This window comes from Arthrobacter sp. ISL-28, assembly GCF_018613875.1.
Lineage (GTDB): Bacteria > Actinomycetota > Actinomycetes > Actinomycetales > Micrococcaceae > Arthrobacter.
The window spans coordinates 164348-183305 of record NZ_JAGGPJ010000008.1 but is presented as its reverse complement, the minus strand read 5'-3'; the positions used below and the strand labels follow the sequence as shown (position 1 = coordinate 183305).

Here is an 18958-nt window from a genome sequence, read left to right as displayed (position 1 = left end):
GGACTTCGTGGGCGAAGCGGACCCCTTGTTCGTCGAAGACGTCCAGGATGGGGTTCCAGCGGTCCGCGAAGTCCTGGTATCCGGCGTCGATGACCTTCTCCGGGACGGGCGGGAACATCGCGACGTACTGCCAGATGGAGGAGCCCGTGAAACCGACCACAGTGTCCACGCCGAGCGCTTTGGCGAGCCGGGCGGTGTGTTTCATCTCCTCCGCGGCTCGGGTGCGGACGCCTTCGGGGTCTCCGTCGCCCCAGACTTTGGCGCCGACGATGGCTTCGTGGCGGAAGTCGATCGGGTCATCGCAGACGGCCTGGCCCTTGAGGTGGTTGGAGATGGCCCACACCTTCAGGTTGTACTTCTCCAGCACGGCGAGCTTGGATTCGACGTAGCCGGGTTCATCCCAGCGCCAGGCGTCCAGGTGGTCCCCGGACACGGCGATTTCCAGGCCGTCGTAGCCCCAGCCGGAGGCCAGGCGCGCGACTTCCTCGAAGGGCAGGTCGGCCCACTGACCGGTGAACAGGGTGTACGGGCGGGGCATGTCAGGCTCCTTCTGCAGCGGGGACGGCGAGCTGGATGGTGGCGGACTTGGCCTGGCCTGATTCCTCGATGGCGGTTAGCACGCGCTGCACGGCGAGCCCGTCCTCGAATGAGGGTGAGGGCTCCGTGCCGTTGTCGATGGCCAGCAGGAAGTCGCGGATTTCGTGGGTAAAGGTGTGTTCCCAGCCAATAATGTGGCCCTGCGGCCACCAAGCGTCCAGGTAGGGGTGTTCGGGTTCATTGACGAGGATCCGGCGGAAGCCCTGTTCCCGAACAGGGGCAGTCGCGTCGAGGAAGCCGAGTTCGTTGAGGTTTTCGAGGTCGAACAGCAGGGAGCCTTTATCTCCGTAGACCTCGAGCTTGAGCGAGTTCTTCTGTCCGGTGGCCACGCGTGAGGCCTCAACTGAGGCGATGGCCCCCGAGGTGAGGGTCAGCGTTGCCCACACGGCGTCGTCGACAGTGACGTCCTCCAGGCCCGCTGCCCCCGGACGCTGCTTGGTGAAAGTATGGGTGCGCCCGGAGACGTCGGTGACCTGCTCGGCCAGCAGGAACAGGACCTGGTCGATCGCGTGGGAAGCGATGTCGCCGAGCGCCCCGGAGCCGGCGGTTTCCTTTTGCAGGCGCCAGGTCATGGGGGAATGCTCGTCCGCGAGCCAGTCCTGGAGGTAGGCGGCCCGGACCTGCCGGATGGTTCCGAGGCGGCCTTCGGCGATCAGTTCCCGGGCCAGGGCCAGGGCAGGCACGCGGCGGTAGTTGAATCCCACCATGGACTGCACACCGTGTTCCCGGGCTGCTTGGGCTGCGGTCGTCATCGCCTCCGCCTCGGCGAGGGTATTGGCCAGGGGTTTCTCCACGAGCACGTGTTTGCCGGCCGCGAGGGCGGCGATGGTGATCTCGGCGTGCATGAAGCCGGGCGCGCAGATGTCCACGATGTCGATATCCTCCCGGTCCAGAACCTCCCGCCAGTCGGTGGCGGACTCCTCCCAGCCGTAACTGGAAGCCGCTGCCGCCACCTGCGCCGCATCCCTGCCGACGAGGACTTTCTGCTCGAACGCCGGCACGTCAAAGTACGCACGGACGTTTCGCCATGCATTCGAATGGGCCTTGCCCATGAACGCATAGCCGATCATGGCTACACCCAGGGGACGTGGGCGGTTGTGATATTCCGGATTCATCGCAGGCTCCTAGCCGTGATTCCTAAAGAGTAGAGGCCGCAGGGTCCCAGTCCTCGGGGAGGGCCGGGGACGCTGGTGCAGAGCTTTCGACATTAATGAAGGTCCCGGATGCGACGGACTCGGAGATCGAGACCATGGTGTCCAGCACGTGGTAAGCCAGGTGGCCGGTGGCGCGGTGCGGAACGCCGGCACGGAGGGAGCGGGCCATATCTAGCACGCCCATGCCGCGCCCGGTGGCCGGGCCGGTGGCCGCAACGACCGTCCAGTCATCGTCGCCTGCATGCCAGAGCCTCACGTCGCCGGCGAAATAATTCGGATCCGGGAGGGAGATGGTCGCTTCCGTGCCGGTGATCTCCACGAAACCCACCCGCTGGCGGGGGGATTCAAAGCTGAAGACGCTGTGCGACGATGCACCGCCCTCGAACTGGGCCATCGCACTGACATGCGTCGGGACGTCCACCGTGAATTCTTCGCCCAGCCTGGGGCCGGAACCGATCACACGGACTTCCCTGGACTTGGATCCCATGGCCGCCACCCTGCGGACGGAACCGAAGGTCTGGACCAGGGCGGTGAGGTAGTAGGGACCCATGTCGAACAGTGGCCCGGCCCCGTGCTGGAAAAGGAACGCCGGATTGGGGTGCCAGGACTCCGGGCCGGGTGTCTGGAACGTGGTCATGGCGGTCAGGGGCGTGCCGATGTCGCCGCGATCAATGAGCCTCCGGGCGGTCTGCAGTCCGGCCCCCAGGAAGGTGTCCGGGGCGCAGCCGAGCCGGAGCCCGGCAGCGTCGGCTGCCTTCAGCAGGCCCAGTCCGGATTCGCGGTCCAGTGAGAACGGCTTTTCGGTCCAGACATGCTTGCCGGCGTTGACCGCGGCGGTGGCCACTTCAACGTGCGCCGCGGGGATGGTCAGGTTGACGATGATCTCGACGTCGGGATGGTTCAGCGCCTCGTCCACGCCGCCGGATGTTTCGATGCCGTACTCCTTCGCCCGGGCGGCGGCGGCGTCCTCGAACAGATCAGCGATAACGTGGACCCGCACATCCGGGAAGGTTGTCAGGCTATCCAGATACTGCTTGCTGATGTTGCCTGCCCCTACGACGGCGACACCCACAGGGCCCTGCCCCTTGGCCGGAGTCCAGGGGCTCATGAACGCACCTGTCCGGTTGCTGCTTTCTGCAGGAAGGCCAGGCTCTTGGCGATCCCGTCAAAGATGTCCCCGGAGTAGTCGTCGAATTCAACCACGCCGACTTCCAGGGACTTCGCGGCGGCGATCACATCCAGTATTTGCATCTTGCCCTGGCCCGCAGGCAATTGTGCCTTGGGGTCCGTGGTCAGCGGACCGTCCTTTATGTGGATGAGCCGCACCCTGTCGCCCAACCGGGTAAGGATCTCCACCGGGTTCTGCCCGCCAACTGCGACCCAGTAGGTGTCGACCTCCAGAACCACCTCGGGGTCCAACAGACCTGCAAAGAATTCAAGGGCGGGCTGGCCATCGATGATGGACGCCAGCTCCCAGTCGTGGTTGTGATAGCCAACGCGCAGGGCGTAACCGGCGGCCTTCTTGGCAGCGGCATTCAGCAACTCTGCCGTGGCCTGGATGTCCGCAGCGGACCGCCACCGCTCTGCCGGAATGTAGGGCTCGATCACCGTTTCCATCTCCAGATCCCTGGCCGCGGCAAAGATCTCGTCCTGGTCCTGGCTGAGCAGGGGCGCATGGCCGGACGGTGCGGTGAGGCGGTTGGCTTTCAGCGCTTCGGCCAGTTCCTTTGCCGTGGACACGAAGTTGTAGGGCTCCACCTGGGCGAACCCGATCTCGGCCACCCTTTTGATGGTGCCGGCGAGGTCCTCCTCGAGGGCGTTCCGCAGCGTGTAGAGCTGGAGCGAGTACGTCATGGTTCTCCTAACCTCGTTACTGATCGTCCGGGCACCCATGACTGGCATTACCTGCGGGGGCGGGGCTACTTATGAAGCTACGGCCACTTTTGCCGCAAGTCAATCAAAAGTTTGCTGAATTTCAGCATAAGCCCTGTTTTTGTGCTATTCCTTAACGTATGCAAACACCTCCTGCTCCTGAGCGGCTGCCGGGGGACTCCGCGCTCCTGGCCCGGACAGGCGACCTCTTTCAGCTGCTCCGTGACGGCAAGGCGAGGACCCGCGCCGAACTGATTGCGCTCACAGGCCTTGCACGCACCACGGTGGCGGCCAGGATCGATGCCCTCACGGCGTTGGGTTTTGTGGGCCCCGCCGGTGAGGCAGCTTCCTCGGGGGGCCGGCCGCCGTCGCGGTTTGTTTTCAATGCCAATGTAAAGGTTGTGCTCGCGGCCGACGTCGGCGCTACGCACGCGTCCGTTGCCGTGACGGACCTCAACGGGGCCATCCTGGCCCGCCACTCGGGCGTCCTGGAAGTCTCCGAGGGCCCCGAGAGGGTGTTGACCTGGGTTATCCGGAACTGCAGGGCGCTGCTGGAAGGCATCGGCCGGGCGGAAAGAGATGCGGCCGGAGTGGGAATCGGCCTGCCGGGGCCGGTGGAGCACGATACCGGCCGGCCGGTTAAACCGCCCATCATGCCGGGCTGGGACGGGTTCGACGTGGCAGGCTACGTTCGCGCCGAACTCGGAACCGAAGTCCTGGTCGACAACGACGTTAACATCATGGCCATCGGCGAACGGCACGCCTTCTGGCAGGACCACCAGAACCTGCTCTTTGTTAAAGCAGCCACCGGCATCGGGGCAGGCATCATCAGCAGCGGCCAGCTGCAGCGGGGTGCAGACGGCACCTCGGGGGACCTGGGGCATGTCCGCGTCCCCAACGGCGAGGACGTCCTCTGCCGCTGCGGCAACCACGGCTGCCTTGAAGCGTTGGCGTCCGGCCCCGCACTGGCGGCAAAGCTCAGGGCCCAGGGGGTCGATGCCGCCTCCGGAACTGCCGTGGTGGACCTGGCGGCAACGGGGGATGTGCAGGCCATTCTCGCGCTCCGGCAGGCGGGAAGGGACATGGGGGAGGTGCTGGCCATCTGCGTGAATCTCCTCAACCCTTCGGTGATCGTGGTTGGTGGCAGCCTCTCGCGCGCTGGCGACCAGCTCCTGGCCGGTATCCGCGAGACCGTCTATGGCAGGTCCCAGCCGTTGGCCACATCCAGACTGCGCATCGAGCAGTCCAAAGCACCCGTCGATGCTGCCATTTGGGGGGCCAGCCGGATGGTCATTGAGCACGTACTTTCGCCGGAGGCAGTGGAATCAGCCATCCGAAGCGCCGCCCTTCAAAGCGCCTAGCGCTTCATTCCGCCCAGAACTTTGCCGAGAACTCTGCCGAGAACTTCGCCCAGAACAGAGGATCCATTCGTGAGTAATCATCAGCCATCATCGCCCCCAAGCGCAGCGCCCCTGAAGGTCGGCGTCATCGGCATCGGGTGGGCAGGCCAACAGCACATCAAGGCCTACAAGGACATCGAAGGGGTGGAGTTGGCGGCCGTTGCCGCCATGGAGGAAGACCTCCTGGCCAGCCTCAAGGCCGAGTACGGCATTCCCCACACGTTTGCCCGCTGGGAGGACCTGATCGGTTTCGAAGGGCTCGACGCCGTGAGCGTCGCCGTGCCGACGTTCCTGCACGCGCCGATCGCCATAGCGGCCCTCGAACGCGGACTGCACGTCCTGAGCGAAAAACCGCTGGCCCGCAACGGCGACGAAGGCCGGCAGATGGTGGAGGCCGCGCGCAAGGCCGGCCGCGTCCTGGATGTCGCCTTCAACCACCGCCGCCGCGGCGACATCCAGAAACTGAAGGGCATCATCGACGACGGCGAGCTGGGCCGGCCGTACTACGCCAAGGCCTCCTGGCTCCGCCGGCAGGGGATCCCCATGCTGGGGAGCTGGTTCACGAATCCCGCTTTGGCAGGCGGCGGGCCGCTGGCTGACATCGGCGTGCACGTCCTGGACTACGCCCTGCACCTCCTTGGAGAACCGAAGGTCCTCTCGGTCTCGGCCTCCACGCACTCCGAACTCGGCCCCCGCGGTCTCGGCGGAAACGCCCGGTACACCGCCATGAAGTCGGCCCACAAGTTTGAAGTTGAGGACTTCGCCTCGGCTTTCATCCGGCTTGAAGGCGGCGGCACGCTGATCCTCGAGGCCGGCTGGGCGGCGTACCGGGACGAAGACGACCTGATGGACTTCACCGTCTACGGTACCGACGGCGGTGCGGAACTGCGCGCCGTCGGGGCCTCCAACGTCCCCGTCGCAGACCTGCGGATCTTCAAAGAGAAGGACGGGGAAAATGCGGACTACACGGTGGTGGCCGAGCCGGGGCGGGCACACGACGCCGTCGTGGAGGACTTCGTCGCTGCTGTACGCGGCGGCGAGACCGTGTGGGGAACCCACGACGGCTCGGTCGCATTAAGCCGCGCACTGGTTCTCGATGCCTGCTACAAATCCGCCCTCGAACAGCGCGAAGTGAGGCTCTGATATGAACGACAAACTGAACATCCTGGTCTGGAACGAAGGCGTCCATGAGGCACGCAACCAGCCCGAAACCATGGCCGAGATGTACCCCACAGGTATTCATGGCGCCATCGCCGACGGGCTGAAGGGCTTCTACCCCGACTCCGGCATCACCACGGCTACGCTGGCCGACCCGGAGCACGGGCTGTCGGAGGAGACCCTGGCCGCTACGGACGTCCTGCTGTGGTGGGGGCACGTGGCCCACGACGACATCAGCGACGAAGTCGTGGAACGCGTGCAGCGGCACGTCCTCGGCGGGATGGGGCTCATCGTTCTGCACTCCGGCCACTTCGCAAAGATCTTCACCCGGCTCCTGGGCACCACCTGCTCGCTCAAGTGGCGCAACGAGGGCGAACGGGAGCTCGTGTGGACTGTGAAACCTTCGCACCCCATTGCGGCCGGCCTCGAAAGCCCCATCGTGATCCCGAAGCAGGAAATGTACGGCGAACTCTTCGACATTCCGGAACCGGATGACCTCATCTTCATCAGCTCCTTCGAAGGCGGCGAAGTCTTCCGCTCAGGGGTGACCTTCTCCCGCGGCAAGGGCCGGATCTTCTACTTCAGCCCCGGCGACCAGGAGTACCCCGTTTACCACCAGCCGCAGATCCAGCAGATCATCGCCAACGGGGTCGGCTGGGTGGCCCAGCCGAAGCAGTTCCGGGAGGCGCCGGGCGTCGGCAACGCGCCCCGGGACTGGTACCTGTAACGGCCTCGAGAACGGTCCAGCCAGGCCCGAGGGTATCGACGCTCCGGCCGGCCGGCTTTTGTCCGTCGATTGGTGCCCGGCATGGTAGCAATGAACTGATGAAACAGCCTGCCATGTTGCCGCCAGCCGCCCTCGCCGTCCCATGAGGGACCGACTGGATTCGAGGATCCCGGGCAGCTGGATTCTCCTCGCCTGCATAGGGCTCATTGCCCTGAACATGCGGGGACCGTTCGTGGCGGTGGCTCCCGTGGTGGGTCCGATGCAGCTGGACCTCGGATTCTCACCCGTGGAACTCGGACTGCTCACGGGAATCCCGGTGCTGTGCTTTTCCCTCGCGGCACCGCTCGCCTCGCTCGCGGCCCGCAGGCTGGGAGCCGAGGTGGCCATCACGCTGACCCTCCTTGGCGTCCTGGCGGGTGTTGTTGTCCGCTCGGCCGGCGGCGGCGCACTGGTCATGCTGGGCACAGTCATTGTGGGCGTGGCCATCACCATCGGCAACATCGCGGTGCCGCTGATCATCCGGCGCGACTTCTCCTCCCGCCGCCAGGGCTCCGCCTTGGGCATCTACACGGCTGCCCTGAACATCGGCTCGTTCATCACCTCCATGGTGACAGCTCCCTTAGCCGAACTCGCCGGCTGGCGGCCCGCCCTCGCCGCCAGTGCCTTGTTCGCCGTTGCCGCCATCGCTTTCTGGGTTCCCTCGGCCGGCCGCGGGGCCTTCGTTCCTGCTGCCGACGACGGTTCCGGCGGCCCGCCTGCCACCGGCCGCCCCGCCTCCCGGTGGATCACTGTCGGGCTGACCGTCGGTTTCGCCGGGCAGGCCATCTCCTACTACGGCGTTACGGCCTGGCTGCCCACCCTGCTGTCCGACGAACTCGGCATGGCACCCGCCGCCGCCGGCGCCGGGTCATCCCTCTTCCAGATCCTCGCGATCACCGGCGGCCTCGGCGTTCCGATGGTGGCGCGGTTTACCAGCACGACGGCGGTTGCGCTCGCCTTGGGTGCGATGTGGCTGTGCGTTCCCCTTGGCCTGCTGCTGGCTCCCGAGCTGTGGTGGCTCTGGTCGTCCCTCGGCGGCGCGGCCCAGGGCGGCGGCATCACTGTTATCTTCATCGCCATCATCAAGCTCGCCCGCGACCAGGCCTCGGCCGGCCGGATGTCGGCGGTCGTCCAGGGCGTGGGCTACTGCTTCGCCGCCGCGGCCCCGACCGCTGTGGGCTACGTCAACAGCATCTCCGGGGGCTGGACGCTGCCCCTGCTGGTGATCCTGGGCTCGGTGCTGGCGTTCATCGTGGGAACAACGCTGTCCGTGCGCACGGTGCCGAAACAGCGCTGACCCGCCACCCGCCGTCGTACGCCCCTTAAACACCAAGCGCGAACGGGCAGCTAATGCCCTCAAACCCGGGGTTTAAGGGCATTACCTGCCTGTTCGCGCTGGGAAGATGGTTCCGTTGCCGGGCTGCCTCCCCGGATTTCGGGGGTGCTGTTGCGGAGGCGTGGCAGCCCGGCGGACGGAAGTTTTAGGCGGCGACCAGTTCGTCCTCGATGGCTTCGGCCGTGGCGTCTACACCCTGGCGGGCTTCATGCAGGTACCGGGCGTAGGCGGGAACGGTGAGGAAGCTGGGGAACTTGTCGCTGAGCGTGACTTCTTCGAAGATGTCGCGGGCGTCTTCGAAGCGGTCGCCGTCGAAGCGTTCGAGTGCGCCGAATTCCTCGTCCAGCATTTCCTCGACCCACTGCTTGGTGATGATCTCGCCGTGGTCGGTGATGGCGCGGGAGTAGATCCACTGCCACAGCTGGGAACGGGAGATTTCCGCTGTGGCGGCGTCCTCCATCAGGTTGTGGATGGCAACCGCGCCGTTGCCGCGAAGCCAGGATTCGATGTAGCGGATGCCCACTTCGATGTTGTTCCGGATGCCCTGCTCGGTGATGGTGCCCTGGGTGGCGGCAACATTGATCAGTGCGCGGTCGTCCGGGATGACGTCCTCACGCAGGCGGTCCAGCTGGTTGGCGTGGTCGCCGAGAACGCCGTCGAACACCTCGCGGCAGACGGGAACCAGGTCGGGGTGGGCCACCCACGAGCCGTCAAAGCCGTCGGCGGCCTCACGGGTCTTGTCCGCGCGGACCTTTTCGAAGGCGTTGGTGTTGGCGGCCTCGTCCTTGCGGTTGGGAACAGCGGCAGCCATGCCCCCAATAGCCATGGCCCCCCGCTTGTGGCAGGCGCGCACCAGTTGCTCGGTGTAGGCGCGCATGAACGGCTGGGTCATGGTCACCTGGCCGCGGTCCGGCAGGACGAACCGGGGGCCGCGGGTGCGGAAGTTCTTGATCAGGGAGAAGATGTAGTCCCAGCGGCCGGCGTTCAGGCCGGAGGCGTGGTCCCGCAGTTCGTACAGGATCTCCTCCATCTCGAAGGCCGCGGTGATGGTCTCGATCAGCACGGTGGCGCGGATGGTCCCCTGCGGGATGCCGAGCAGGTCCTGGGCGAGGATGAAGATGTCGTTCCACAGCCGTGCTTCGAAGTGGTTCTCGATTTTCGGCAGGTAGAAGTAGGGGCCCTTGCCCTGTGCCAGGAGACGGCGTGCGTTATGGAAGAAATACAGGCCGAAGTCCACGATGCCGCCAGCGACCGGCATGCCGTCGATGAGCATGTGCTTCTCGGGCAGGTGCCAGCCGCGGGGGCGGACCACGATGGTGGGCAGTTCCTCGGCAGGACGGAGCTTGTACTCCTTGCCTTCGTCGGTGGTGAAGTCGATCCGGCGCTCCAGCGCGTCGGTGAGGTTCAGCTGGCCCTTGATCACGTTGCGCCATGACGGCGTGGAGGAATCCTCCATATCCGCGAGCCAGACCTTGGCGCCGGAGTTCAGGGCGTTGATGGTCATCTTCTTGTCCACCGGTCCGGTGATCTCCACACGGCGGTCCTCCAGGCCAGGGGCCGGGGGAGCGACGCGCCAATTGGGATCGTTGCGGACGGACTCGGTCTCGCGGAGGAACCGGGGATCCTGGCCGCCGGCGATGAGCTCGCGCCGCGCCTTGCGGGCCCGCAGCAGTTCCTCGCGCCGGCCAGCCGTCGCCTTGTGCAGCTTGGCCACAAACGCCAGAGCGTCCGGCGTCAGGACCTCGCTCTGCCGGCAAATAGGCTGCGCAGTCAACGTGATCCCGTTGATCGTGAAGTTGTCGGTGAAGCTGTTCATTTCTGTCTCCTTAAAGACGAAAGGGAAGTGCGACGGCGGCTGGCGGGAGTTAGGTGAGATTCGCACTAGGCCGAAGGAACCGGTAATGCGGCAGCCTGCGTAAAGGGCCCTTGTGCCCGCCCCGACCGAGTTCTACGAGGTCTTGGGGCGGGCATGGGGATAGCAGGCAGAGCATTGCTGGTCCGAAGGCCGGAGGGAGGGACCGCCGTCGGAGGTGTTGGTTAGTGGAACTGTCCTTCTTCGGTGGATCCCACCAAGGCCAAAGTGGATGCGTTCGGGTTGAGCGCAGTGGCGATGTCGTCGAAGTAGCCGGTGCCGACTTCGCGCTGGTGCTTGGTCGCGGTGTAGCCGCGGGACTCGGAGGCGAATTCCTTTTCCTGGAGTTCGACGTAGGCGCTCATGCCTTGACGGGCGTACCCGTGGGCGAGGTCGAACATCGAGTAGTTCAGGGCGTGGAAGCCGGCCAGGGTGATGAACTGGAACGTGAAGCCCATGGCGCCGAGTTCACGCTGGAACTTGGCGATGGTGGCGTCGTCCAGGTGCTTGCGCCAGTTGAACGACGGCGAGCAGTTGTAGGAGAGCATCTGGTCCGGGAACTCGGCCTTGACGGACTCCGCGAACTTGCGGGCCAGCTCCAGGTCCGGGGTGCCCGTTTCCATCCAGATGAGGTCAGAGTAGGGGGCGTAGGCCTTGGCGCGGGCGATGCAGGGTTCGATGCCGTTGCGGACCTTGTAGAAGCCTTCAGGGGTGCGAACCGGCTGTCCCCCTTCGCGGAGGATGAATTCCTGGTCGCGCTCGTCGACGTCGGAGGTGATCAGGGTTGCTGCCTCGGCGTCGGTGCGGGCGATGATGACGGACGGCGTGCCCGCGACGTCGGCGGCCAGACGGGCGGCGTTCAGTGTGCGGACGTGCTGCTGGGTGGGGATCAGGACCTTGCCGCCGAGGTGGCCGCACTTCTTCTCCGAGGCGAGCTGGTCCTCCCAGTGAACGCCTGAGGCGCCGGCCTGGATCATGGACTTCATCAGTTCGTAGGCGTTCAGCGGTCCGCCGAAGCCGGCCTCGGCGTCGGCGACGATCGGCACCAGCCAGTCCTCGACGGTCTGGACGCCCTCCGAGAATTCGATCTGGTCGGCCCGGAGCAGGGCGTTGTTGATGCGGCGGACTACGGTGGGCACCGAGTTGGCCGGGTAGAGCGACTGGTCCGGGTAGGTGTGGCCGGAGTTGTTGGCGTCAGCGGCGACCTGCCAGCCGGAGAGGTAGATCGCGCGGAGTCCGGCCTTGACCTGCTGCACGGCCTGGTTGCCGGTGAGGGCGCCGAGTGCGTTGGTGTACTGGCCGGTCTTGTGCTCCTCGGTGAGCTGCTTCCACAGCTTCTCCGAACCGCGGCGGGCCAGGGTGTGCTCCTCGGAGACACGGCCGCGCAGGCGGACGACGTCGGAGGCCTTGTAATCCCGGGTCACACCTTCCCAGCGCGGGTTGGCAGACCACTCAAGCTCCAGGGCGGCGGCCTGCTCTTCGGGCGTCTGCTGGGTGGGCTCAAATGCTGCAGTCATCTTTGTCTCCTTGTTTGTGCTCCGGATGAATCCTGAACCGGCCGGTCCTGCGTCCTTGCAGTCCCGGCCGGTGGTCCGGTGCGGTGTTTCTTTCCGTGAGACCTACTTTTCTGCACTTTCAAGGGGGTTTCTAGATGAATTCCATGGAAAGAAACGCACTTCTTCACGTATGCTCAATAAATGTCGCCTACGAGCTGGAACCGCAAAGCCGCAGCACCGCCGTCGTCCGCTGCCGCCCCCGAACTGGACGTCATCAGCCTTGGCCGCCGCGTGCGCCACCTGCGCAAAGCGGCGGCGATGACGCTCGATGACCTGAGTGCCGCCGTCGGGACGGCGCCCAGCCAGCTGAGTCTGATCGAGAACGGCAAGCGGGAGCCGAAACTGGGGCTGCTTCAGCAGCTTGCGGCGGCCCTTAATGTGACCATTGACCAGCTGCTCGGGTCCGAGCCGCCCAACCGCCGTGCGGCGCTGGAGATCGAGCTGGAACGGTACCAGCGCAGCCCCATCTATGAGTCCCTGAACCTGCCGAAAATCCGCATCAGTTCGCGGCTTCCGATGGACGTACTGGAGTCCATGGTGGGCCTCCAGCAGGAGTTGGAACGCAAACTCAATGAACAGGTGGCCACGCCGGAAGAGGCACGCCGCGCCAACGCCCAGTTGCGCGCCATGATGCGTGAGCGGAATAACTATTTTCCGGAGTACGAGGCCGAGGCGCAGAAGGTCCTGGCCTCGGTGGGACACACCAGCGGACCGATGTCCCACCACGTCATCGCGGACATCGCCGGTCACCTCGGATTCAGCCTTCACCATGTGGGCGACCTGCCCCATTCGACGCGTTCCGTGACCGATCTTAAAAACCGCAGAATTTATCTCACGCAGAACCAGCGCACCGATCATGACCCCCGCTCCGTGCTGCTGCAGGCCCTGGGCCACTATGTCCTCGGCCACCAGACGCCGTCGAATTACGGCGACTTCCTGATGCAGCGCGTAGCCACCAACTATTTCGCGGCGGCGCTGATGCTGCCGGAGCAGGCCACCGTTGACTTCCTGCAGAAAGCGAAGCAGGCGAAGGAAATCGCCGTGGAGGACATCCGGGACGCCTTCGCCGTATCCTACGAAACCGCCGCCCACCGCTTCACCAACCTCGCCACCCAGCACCTGGACATCCGCACGCACTTCCAGAAGACGCACAAGAGCGGCATCATCTACAAGGCCTACGAAAACGACGGCGTGACGTTCCCGCAGGACCACACCGGCGCCATCGAGGGCCAGCCGTCCTGCAAAAACTGGACCAGCCGCGTGGTGTTCGACGTCCCGGACAAATTCAGCGCCTACAACCAGTACACCGACACCCCGGCCGGAACCTACTGGTGCACGGCCCGGACCGAGCGGTCCGCGAACGGCGAGTTTTCGCTCTCCGTGGGAGTTCCCTACGCACAGGTCAAGTGGTTCCGCGGCCGGGACACCACCGAGCGGTCTAAATCGACCTGCCCGGACGAGAACTGCTGCAGGCGGCCCCCGGCTTCGCTGACGTCCGAGTGGGCGGGCAAAGCCTGGCCGTCCGCGCGGGCCCACTCGCACCTGCTTGCCGCGATGCCGCCGGGGGCATTTCCGGGCGTCGACGAGACCGAGGTCTACTCGTTCTTGCAGGCGCACTCGGGGAGCTGACGGGACGCTCCTGCAGATTTCGTCGGGAACTGGCTGACGCTCCCTCACTTCCTGCGGGTTCTCCCGGGGCGCTCCCTCAATTCCTGCGGGTTGTCCCGGGGCGCTCCCTCAATTCCTGCGGGTTGTCCCGGGGCGCTCCCTCAATTCCTGCGGCCAGGGGCGAGGTTTACTTTCCACCGTGCCTCTCCGCCGCTTTCCCGATCAGTTCGTAAGGAACCCGCTTCCCCAGCGGAAACTTCAGCGTGTCCTTGGCCGCCAGGTATGGTGCGATCTCCCGCTGGAACGCTTCATCCCCGAGGGGAACCGGGTAGACGGAGACGTGGTGTTTCCAAGCGGCGAAGTGTACGACGTAGTGCCCATTGCGAGTGATCGTGGGGATCCCGTAGCTGATCATCTCGCCGGCGTCTGGCACGGCTGCACGGGCTTGTGTGCGGATTTCCTGAAGGACCGGTTGCACGTCGGCGGGCTGTGCCGCGATGTACTCCTCAACGCCAGTGAAGTGCTGTGCCAGCCTTTCCTCGGAACCATGCCCCGCTGGAACCGGACTTGCTCCGCTTCCGGTGTGTCTCGAGCATACGCCGGTGCCCAACACGAGAGCGTTGATCAGGAATGTGCAGGAGGTGAGGGAGTGTTACCGAAACGCTGTGAATGGTGAGGGAGGGTTGTGACAAATCGTGCAGGAGGTGAGGGAGCGTTAGCGAAAACGTTGCGAACGGTGAGGGAGCGTCGGGGATGTGAGACCGAAACGACAACAAACCGTGACCGGACGGGCATCGAAACTGTCGGACCCTGCTGGTTGACTGTGGATAGGCGGTAACCGGCAGAATGTCTGAGGTTGGCACAATGAACAGGATTCGCGTGGCTAAATTGATGGCGGCGACCGCTGTGGCGGCATTAACTGCCTGTTCAGCGCCAGTACCCGGGCCCGGCATCCTGAAGTCCGGGCTCCTGAAGGCGGAGGGGGTGGAGCGCGTCTCCGTTGACCGTGCCTCGTACCCTGCTGAGCTGAAGTCCCTCAGGAACTCCGCCCTAAGGCTGGGGGAAGGACTGCTGACCAACGGCGGTAAGGGCGCCAACGGCAATGTCGTGTCGTCGCCGGGCAGCCTGCTCATTGCAATCGCCATGCTGAGGGCCGGCGCCGCAGGGCAAGCGGCTGCAGAGATGGATGCTGTCCTGAACCTCCCTGCCGAACACCGGGATGAAGCCATGAACGCGCTGCTCGCCTCGCTGGAAAAGTTCGACGGCGACCCCGGCTCCGTGGACGAGGAGAACCCGCCGCGGAAACCGGTCATGCACCCGGCGAATGGCCTGTTTGTGGACAAGAACGCGACGACCGGTGCCGCCTACCTCGACACGCTGGCCAAGCACTATGGAACCGGCGTGTACCCCGTTGACTTTCGGGATGAGGGGACCACTAAACCTGCCATCGATGCGTGGGTGGCTAAGAACACGGGCGGCCGCATCAAGGAGGCACCGGCCGAGTACGATACCCACAACACGTTCAGCCTGCTCAATACGCTGTATTTCGCGGCCGCATGGAGTTCGCCGTTTGATCCGGGCAGCACGTCCGACCGGCCCTTCACCACGGCGAAGGGCGAAGAGATCAAGGCTCCCGCCATGCGCAACCTTCTGCAGATGAAGTACGCGGACGGTCCGGGCTGGCGGGGCGTGGACCTTCCCTACGCAGAGGGCTTCGTGATGCGGCTCGTCCTGCCCGACGGGCCGGATGGCAACGCCACGGGCACTACTACGCCGGCCGCATTTGGCGCCGGGAAGTTAGCAGAAATCGCCGCTGCCATGGATTCCGCTCCACTGGAAACAGTCCAGATCCAGCTGCCACGGTGGGACCACAAGTGCAGCTTCGATCTTCGCACAGTCCTGGGTGCAATGGGGCTGACGAAAACCCTGAGCACCCAGACCGACTTCAATGCCATCCAGCCGGGCTTTATCCTGACGCAGGCAGGCCAGGCTGCCAACATCACTGTTGCGGAGAAGGGCACCGTGGCTGCCGCCGTCACGCAGTTCAACGGCACAGAAACAAGCGCCGGCCCGCAGCCGGAGCGGACCATCGATTTCGACAGGCCCTTCCACTACCAGATTGTGCACGTCGAGACCGGCCTGCCGCTGTTCATGGGAACGGTGGCGGATCCCCGCTGACGGTTGGCGGCGGCCGCCCACGGCCGCCGTCGCTGGCTAACCGTGCAATGTCCTGTATGCGGCGGCAGCTGCGGGATGCAGGGGCAGTCCCGCCGTGTTGATGAGCGATTCCGGGCTCAGGAACTGAACCCCCAGACTGGACCGTGGGATGAGTTCCTGAGCATGGTCCACCAGCAGTTCGACCGTCCTCTTCACGGTGGCATCATCCAGATCGTTGCGGCACAGGAGCAGGTTGGCCACGCCCACCGTCCACACTGCCGGGGTGCTTTCGTAGCCGCCTTCAGGGATCAAAACCCGATCGTAGAACACGCCGTAACGCGTCCGCATCGCCGGGATCAATGCGGAAAGGTCGAGGAAGCGAAGGCCGACCTCCTTGTGGGTGGCCGCGATGGCGGCCGTGGGCACGCCTCCGGACCAGAACAATGCATCCACTGAACCGCCCCGCAATGCGGCAAGGCCGTCGTTCAGCCCGAGGTTCACCACCCTGACGGTCTTCGCCGTGGAGGCAGCGTGGGCGGAGCGACCGGCAGCAGTGGATCCCAGCCCGGCGGCCTCGATGAGGCGATGAGTGGTTAGTGAGGTCCCCGAACCAGGCTGACCGATGGCCACGGTTCCGCCGGCGAGCTCGGTGAAGTCCCGGATGCCGCTGCTCTTGCGCACGACGCAATGGACGTAGTTTTCATACACCTTTCCCAGGGCGGCAATGTGGACAGTACCGGTTGGCGGATTTTTCGCCGCCACCTGCTGCGCCGCTGCGTCTGCCAGTGCGACGGCGAACGTGGTTTTGCCGGTCAGGAGATGCTCCAGGTTCTCGAGGCTGCCGCCCGTCGTCAGCGGCACCGCCCTGTCCGCAACGCCATGGCGCTGAAGGGACTCTGCCAGCAGGGTGGAAAACTCAAGGTAGAAGCCTCCCGGTTCGCCGCCTGCCACTGTGACCGTGCCGGGACGTCCCGTCGAAGTGCATGCACTGAGAGCGGGCAGAAGGACGCCGGCCAGACCCGCGGCCAGTCCGGCTTTGAGGGCGGTCCGCCGGGGAAGTCCGCAGGCTGCAATAAAATCAGTCATGAGGGTGCCCCTGCGGCGGGACCAACGGGTGCGGAAACTCGATGCGGGCCATCAGACCATGGGGTGATCGCTCCGCCAGCAGCAGGCGGCCGCCATTGGCCCCCGCCAGCTTGTCCACGATGGTCATGCCCAGGCCGTTGCCGCGAACCTCCCGATGCCGCGATGACCGCCAGAACCGGGTTGTGGCCGCGGCCCTTTCGTCAGCGGAAAGCCCGGGACCGTGGTCGGATACTTCGATTGTCGCCGTTCCTGTACCCTTGCGGACGGCAACGGAGATGGTGGCGCCGGGGGCGTATTTGATGGCATTGTTGAGGAGCTCCCCAACCATCTGGGCCAATTCGGCGGAGTTGCAGGCCAATTGCACCGCGGGGTCAGGCGGTCTTTCCAACACGATCGATGCTCCCGCACGCTGTGCGGCGGGTTCCGCCCGTTCGACTTCTTCCTGCAAAACAGGGAAGGGGTCGATGAGGGCCTTGTCCTGGCCGGAAGCGGGACCAAGCGCGCCGCGTGCAGAATCCTCGAAGGCCCGGTGCTCAGCCGCCGCCAGCTTCAGCACTCCGTCCAGGATCTCTTCCACACGTTCAAGTTCAGCCAATACTCCCGCCGCCGCGGCATGTTCCCGGCCTGTTTCCAGCTCCAGCTGCAGTAGATCGATCCTCAACCGCAGCGCGCCCACAGGATTGCGCAACTGGTGTGACGTGTCTGCTATCAGTTGGCGTTGGGAATCGATACTTTCACTGACGGCGCGGGCCATTGTCGAGAAGGAACGGCTCAGCTCCCTCAGCTCCGGCGGGCCATCCTCCGGAAGGTGACTCGTCCGGCCCGTCGCCTCGAGCTCGGTCACCGCCGAATTCAACCGATGAACGGGACGCAACACCCACCTGGTCACACGCGCCGCACCCAGGAGTAGCACCGCCCCGAGCGCCGACGCCGCCAGTCCGACGACGAGCCACCGTTCCCGAAGTTTGTGCCGGGCCGCGTCCAGGTTTACTTCGAGGACAGCCTCGCCAAGGACCTGGCTGGCACTTCCGAATGACCGCGATATCACTTCAGAGCCGGTTCCGAACGGCTGTAGCGGGGCGAGCGTCGTGTCGCTGAGGTTCAGATTGGCCCGGGCAATAGCCTCGCGAACGTCTGCCCGGTCCTCGCTCACGCCGCCGGAGCGCAAGGTACCCCGCTGGAGGCGGATCAGGACGCCCTCTTCGTACAGCCCGGAATACGTGTCCATCTCCCGCTGGAGCTGGGTGGAATCGCCGTCCAGCGCAGCGTCATAGGCGACTTGCGCGAACCTGTTGAGTGCTGCAACCCGGTTGATCTGGAGCTCCTGTGTGAGCTCCCGGCTCGCGGATGTCAGGATGGCGTTGGAGACGATGATGACCATGAGGACGGACAGCAGGCTGAGGACGCCCAGGACGCGCAGTTTCACGCAGAATCCGCCTCAATCCGGTAACCGACCCCGCGGACATTAATGATGAAACCGGGCAGCTGGAGTTTTGCCCTCAGGCCCGTCAGGTGAACGTCAAGGGACCGCGAGGATGCGACGAACGCATCACCCCACAAGGTATCCAGGATCTGTTCCCGGGTGACCACGGAACCCGCATGACGGGCCAAAAGCGCAAGCAAGTCGAACTCGGTCGCCGTCAATGGCAGCACCCGCGAACCGAGCGACGCCACTCGTCGGTCGAGGTCGACGTCGAGATCCCCCAGCACAATGTTTTGTTGCCTGTTGCCGCGGGGACGGCCTGCCCGCCTGGTGACAGCTTCTATGCGGGCAAGCAGTTCTACGAGTTTTACCGGCTTCACGAGGTAGTCATCGGCACCGGACCGCAGCCCCAGCACCACGCTCCGCTCATCGTCGCGGGCGGTGAGGATCAGGATGGGACACGGCGTGACCTGGCGAAGCTTCCGGAGTACCTCGAGCCCATCCATATCCGGAAGCCCCAGGTCCAGAAGGACCACCTCGAACCGCCTGTGGACCAGGAGTGCATCGGCCCCTCGGGACACCCTGGTTGCCTTATGGCCGGCGGAGACGACCGCTGCGTCAAGAGCGGCCGCCATGGCGTCGTCGTCCTCGACGATGAGCACTTCCATTGCCTGGTCCCTTTTCGCTGGTTGGGCGTCCGCATCATGCTGCCCGCTTTGGAGATTACCCCTTCTCCCGGTTTTTTGCCCTGCGGCGATGATGAGGCGCCACCACGGGGCGCCTTGATGGCGCCGTGGCGAGCCAGGATGAGCAGGGAGCGGGAAAACCTAAGGAAGTGTTAGGAAATCCCCGCGCACGTTGGTTGTGCCCTGCATCACGAATAGTTTGGATCGGGTCCTCTGCTGTTCAGGGGGACTGTCAACGTCGAGGAGGAACCGTGAGCAAAGTGGCCATGGACAGCATGAAAGTACGCCAGGAACGGCTGCCGGCAGC

At 65.0% G+C, this 18958-nt stretch carries 16 protein-coding genes; 6 read left to right on the top strand and 10 right to left on the bottom strand.

The window, feature by feature from the left end; genetic code table 11:
• The 4 genes from J7E80_RS07630 to J7E80_RS07615 form a co-directional block, all read right to left on the bottom strand.
• Positions 1 to 538, bottom strand: a 538-nt coding sequence (locus J7E80_RS07630) for a sugar phosphate isomerase/epimerase (RefSeq protein WP_215050866.1), incomplete at its 3' end; no start/stop codon positions are given.
• 1 nt (position 539) lies between these two features.
• Positions 540 to 1712, bottom strand: a complete 1173-nt coding sequence (locus tag J7E80_RS07625; RefSeq protein WP_215050865.1) for a Gfo/Idh/MocA family protein — start codon at positions 1710 to 1712, stop codon at positions 540 to 542.
• A 22-nt stretch (positions 1713 to 1734) separates the two neighbouring features.
• Entirely contained in the window at positions 1735 to 2859 is a 1125-nt protein-coding gene (locus J7E80_RS07620; protein WP_215050864.1) for a Gfo/Idh/MocA family protein, read from the bottom strand.
• Complete coding sequence (locus J7E80_RS07615; RefSeq protein ID WP_215050863.1) at positions 2856 to 3605, bottom strand: sugar phosphate isomerase/epimerase; 750 nt, start codon at positions 3603 to 3605, stop codon at positions 2856 to 2858. Before J7E80_RS07615 ends, J7E80_RS07620 begins: the two co-directional genes overlap by 4 nt.
• Positions 3606 to 3763: 158 nt before the next feature.
• On the opposite strand from J7E80_RS07615, the gene J7E80_RS07610 reads away from it, so the two are divergent.
• The 4 genes from J7E80_RS07610 (at position 3764) to J7E80_RS07595 (ending at position 8244) form a co-directional block, all read left to right on the top strand.
• Positions 3764 to 4984, top strand: coding sequence for an ROK family protein (locus J7E80_RS07610; RefSeq protein WP_215050862.1), 1221 nt, complete (start codon positions 3764 to 3766; stop codon positions 4982 to 4984).
• Positions 4985 to 5053: 69 nt separating this feature from the next.
• Entirely contained in the window at positions 5054 to 6166 is a 1113-nt protein-coding gene (locus J7E80_RS07605; protein WP_215050861.1) for a Gfo/Idh/MocA family protein, read from the top strand.
• A gap of 1 nt (position 6167) precedes the next feature.
• Positions 6168 to 6908: a ThuA domain-containing protein gene (locus J7E80_RS07600; RefSeq protein WP_215050860.1), complete on the top strand. Its 741-nt coding sequence runs from the start codon at positions 6168 to 6170 to the stop codon at positions 6906 to 6908.
• Between the two features lie 142 nt (positions 6909 to 7050).
• Positions 7051 to 8244, top strand: a complete 1194-nt coding sequence (locus J7E80_RS07595) for a CynX/NimT family MFS transporter (protein WP_215050859.1) — start codon at positions 7051 to 7053, stop codon at positions 8242 to 8244.
• A gap of 184 nt (positions 8245 to 8428) precedes the next feature.
• Here J7E80_RS07595 and aceB read toward each other — a convergent pair whose 3' ends face one another.
• The gene (aceB, locus tag J7E80_RS07590; protein WP_215050858.1) at positions 8429 to 10099 is read right to left on the bottom strand and encodes a malate synthase A; all 1671 of its coding nucleotides are present in this window, start codon (positions 10097 to 10099) and stop codon (positions 8429 to 8431) included.
• A gap of 221 nt (positions 10100 to 10320) precedes the next feature.
• Positions 10321 to 11652: an isocitrate lyase gene (aceA, locus tag J7E80_RS07585; RefSeq protein WP_215050857.1), complete on the bottom strand. Its 1332-nt coding sequence runs from the start codon at positions 11650 to 11652 to the stop codon at positions 10321 to 10323.
• A gap of 180 nt (positions 11653 to 11832) precedes the next feature.
• On the opposite strand from aceA, the gene J7E80_RS07580 reads away from it, so the two are divergent.
• Entirely contained in the window at positions 11833 to 13320 is a 1488-nt protein-coding gene (locus tag J7E80_RS07580) for a helix-turn-helix transcriptional regulator (protein WP_215050856.1), read from the top strand.
• A gap of 166 nt (positions 13321 to 13486) precedes the next feature.
• Here J7E80_RS07580 and J7E80_RS07575 read toward each other — a convergent pair whose 3' ends face one another.
• Positions 13487 to 13777, bottom strand: coding sequence for a DUF1801 domain-containing protein (locus tag J7E80_RS07575; RefSeq protein WP_311380778.1), 291 nt, complete (start codon positions 13775 to 13777; stop codon positions 13487 to 13489).
• Between the two features lie 386 nt (positions 13778 to 14163).
• Here J7E80_RS07575 and J7E80_RS07570 point away from each other — a divergent pair, with 386 nt between their 5' ends.
• Positions 14164 to 15477, top strand: coding sequence for a serpin family protein (locus tag J7E80_RS07570; RefSeq protein WP_215050855.1), 1314 nt, complete (start codon positions 14164 to 14166; stop codon positions 15475 to 15477).
• Between the two features lie 36 nt (positions 15478 to 15513).
• On the opposite strand, the gene J7E80_RS07565 is transcribed toward J7E80_RS07570, so the two are convergent.
• Genes J7E80_RS07565 through J7E80_RS07555 form a run of 3 tightly spaced genes read right to left on the bottom strand, consistent with a single transcriptional unit; the run spans position 15514 to position 18633 of the window.
• On the bottom strand, positions 15514 to 16542 hold the full coding sequence (locus J7E80_RS07565) for a TAXI family TRAP transporter solute-binding subunit (protein WP_215050854.1): 1029 nt from the start codon (positions 16540 to 16542) through the stop codon (positions 15514 to 15516).
• Positions 16535 to 17968, bottom strand: coding sequence for a HAMP domain-containing sensor histidine kinase (locus J7E80_RS07560; RefSeq protein ID WP_215050853.1), 1434 nt, complete (start codon positions 17966 to 17968; stop codon positions 16535 to 16537). The genes J7E80_RS07565 and J7E80_RS07560 overlap by 8 nt, the downstream gene beginning before the upstream one ends.
• Positions 17965 to 18633, bottom strand: a complete 669-nt coding sequence (locus J7E80_RS07555; RefSeq protein ID WP_215050852.1) for a response regulator transcription factor — start codon at positions 18631 to 18633, stop codon at positions 17965 to 17967. Before J7E80_RS07555 ends, J7E80_RS07560 begins: the two co-directional genes overlap by 4 nt.
• Between the last annotated feature and the right edge of the window lie 325 nt (positions 18634 to 18958).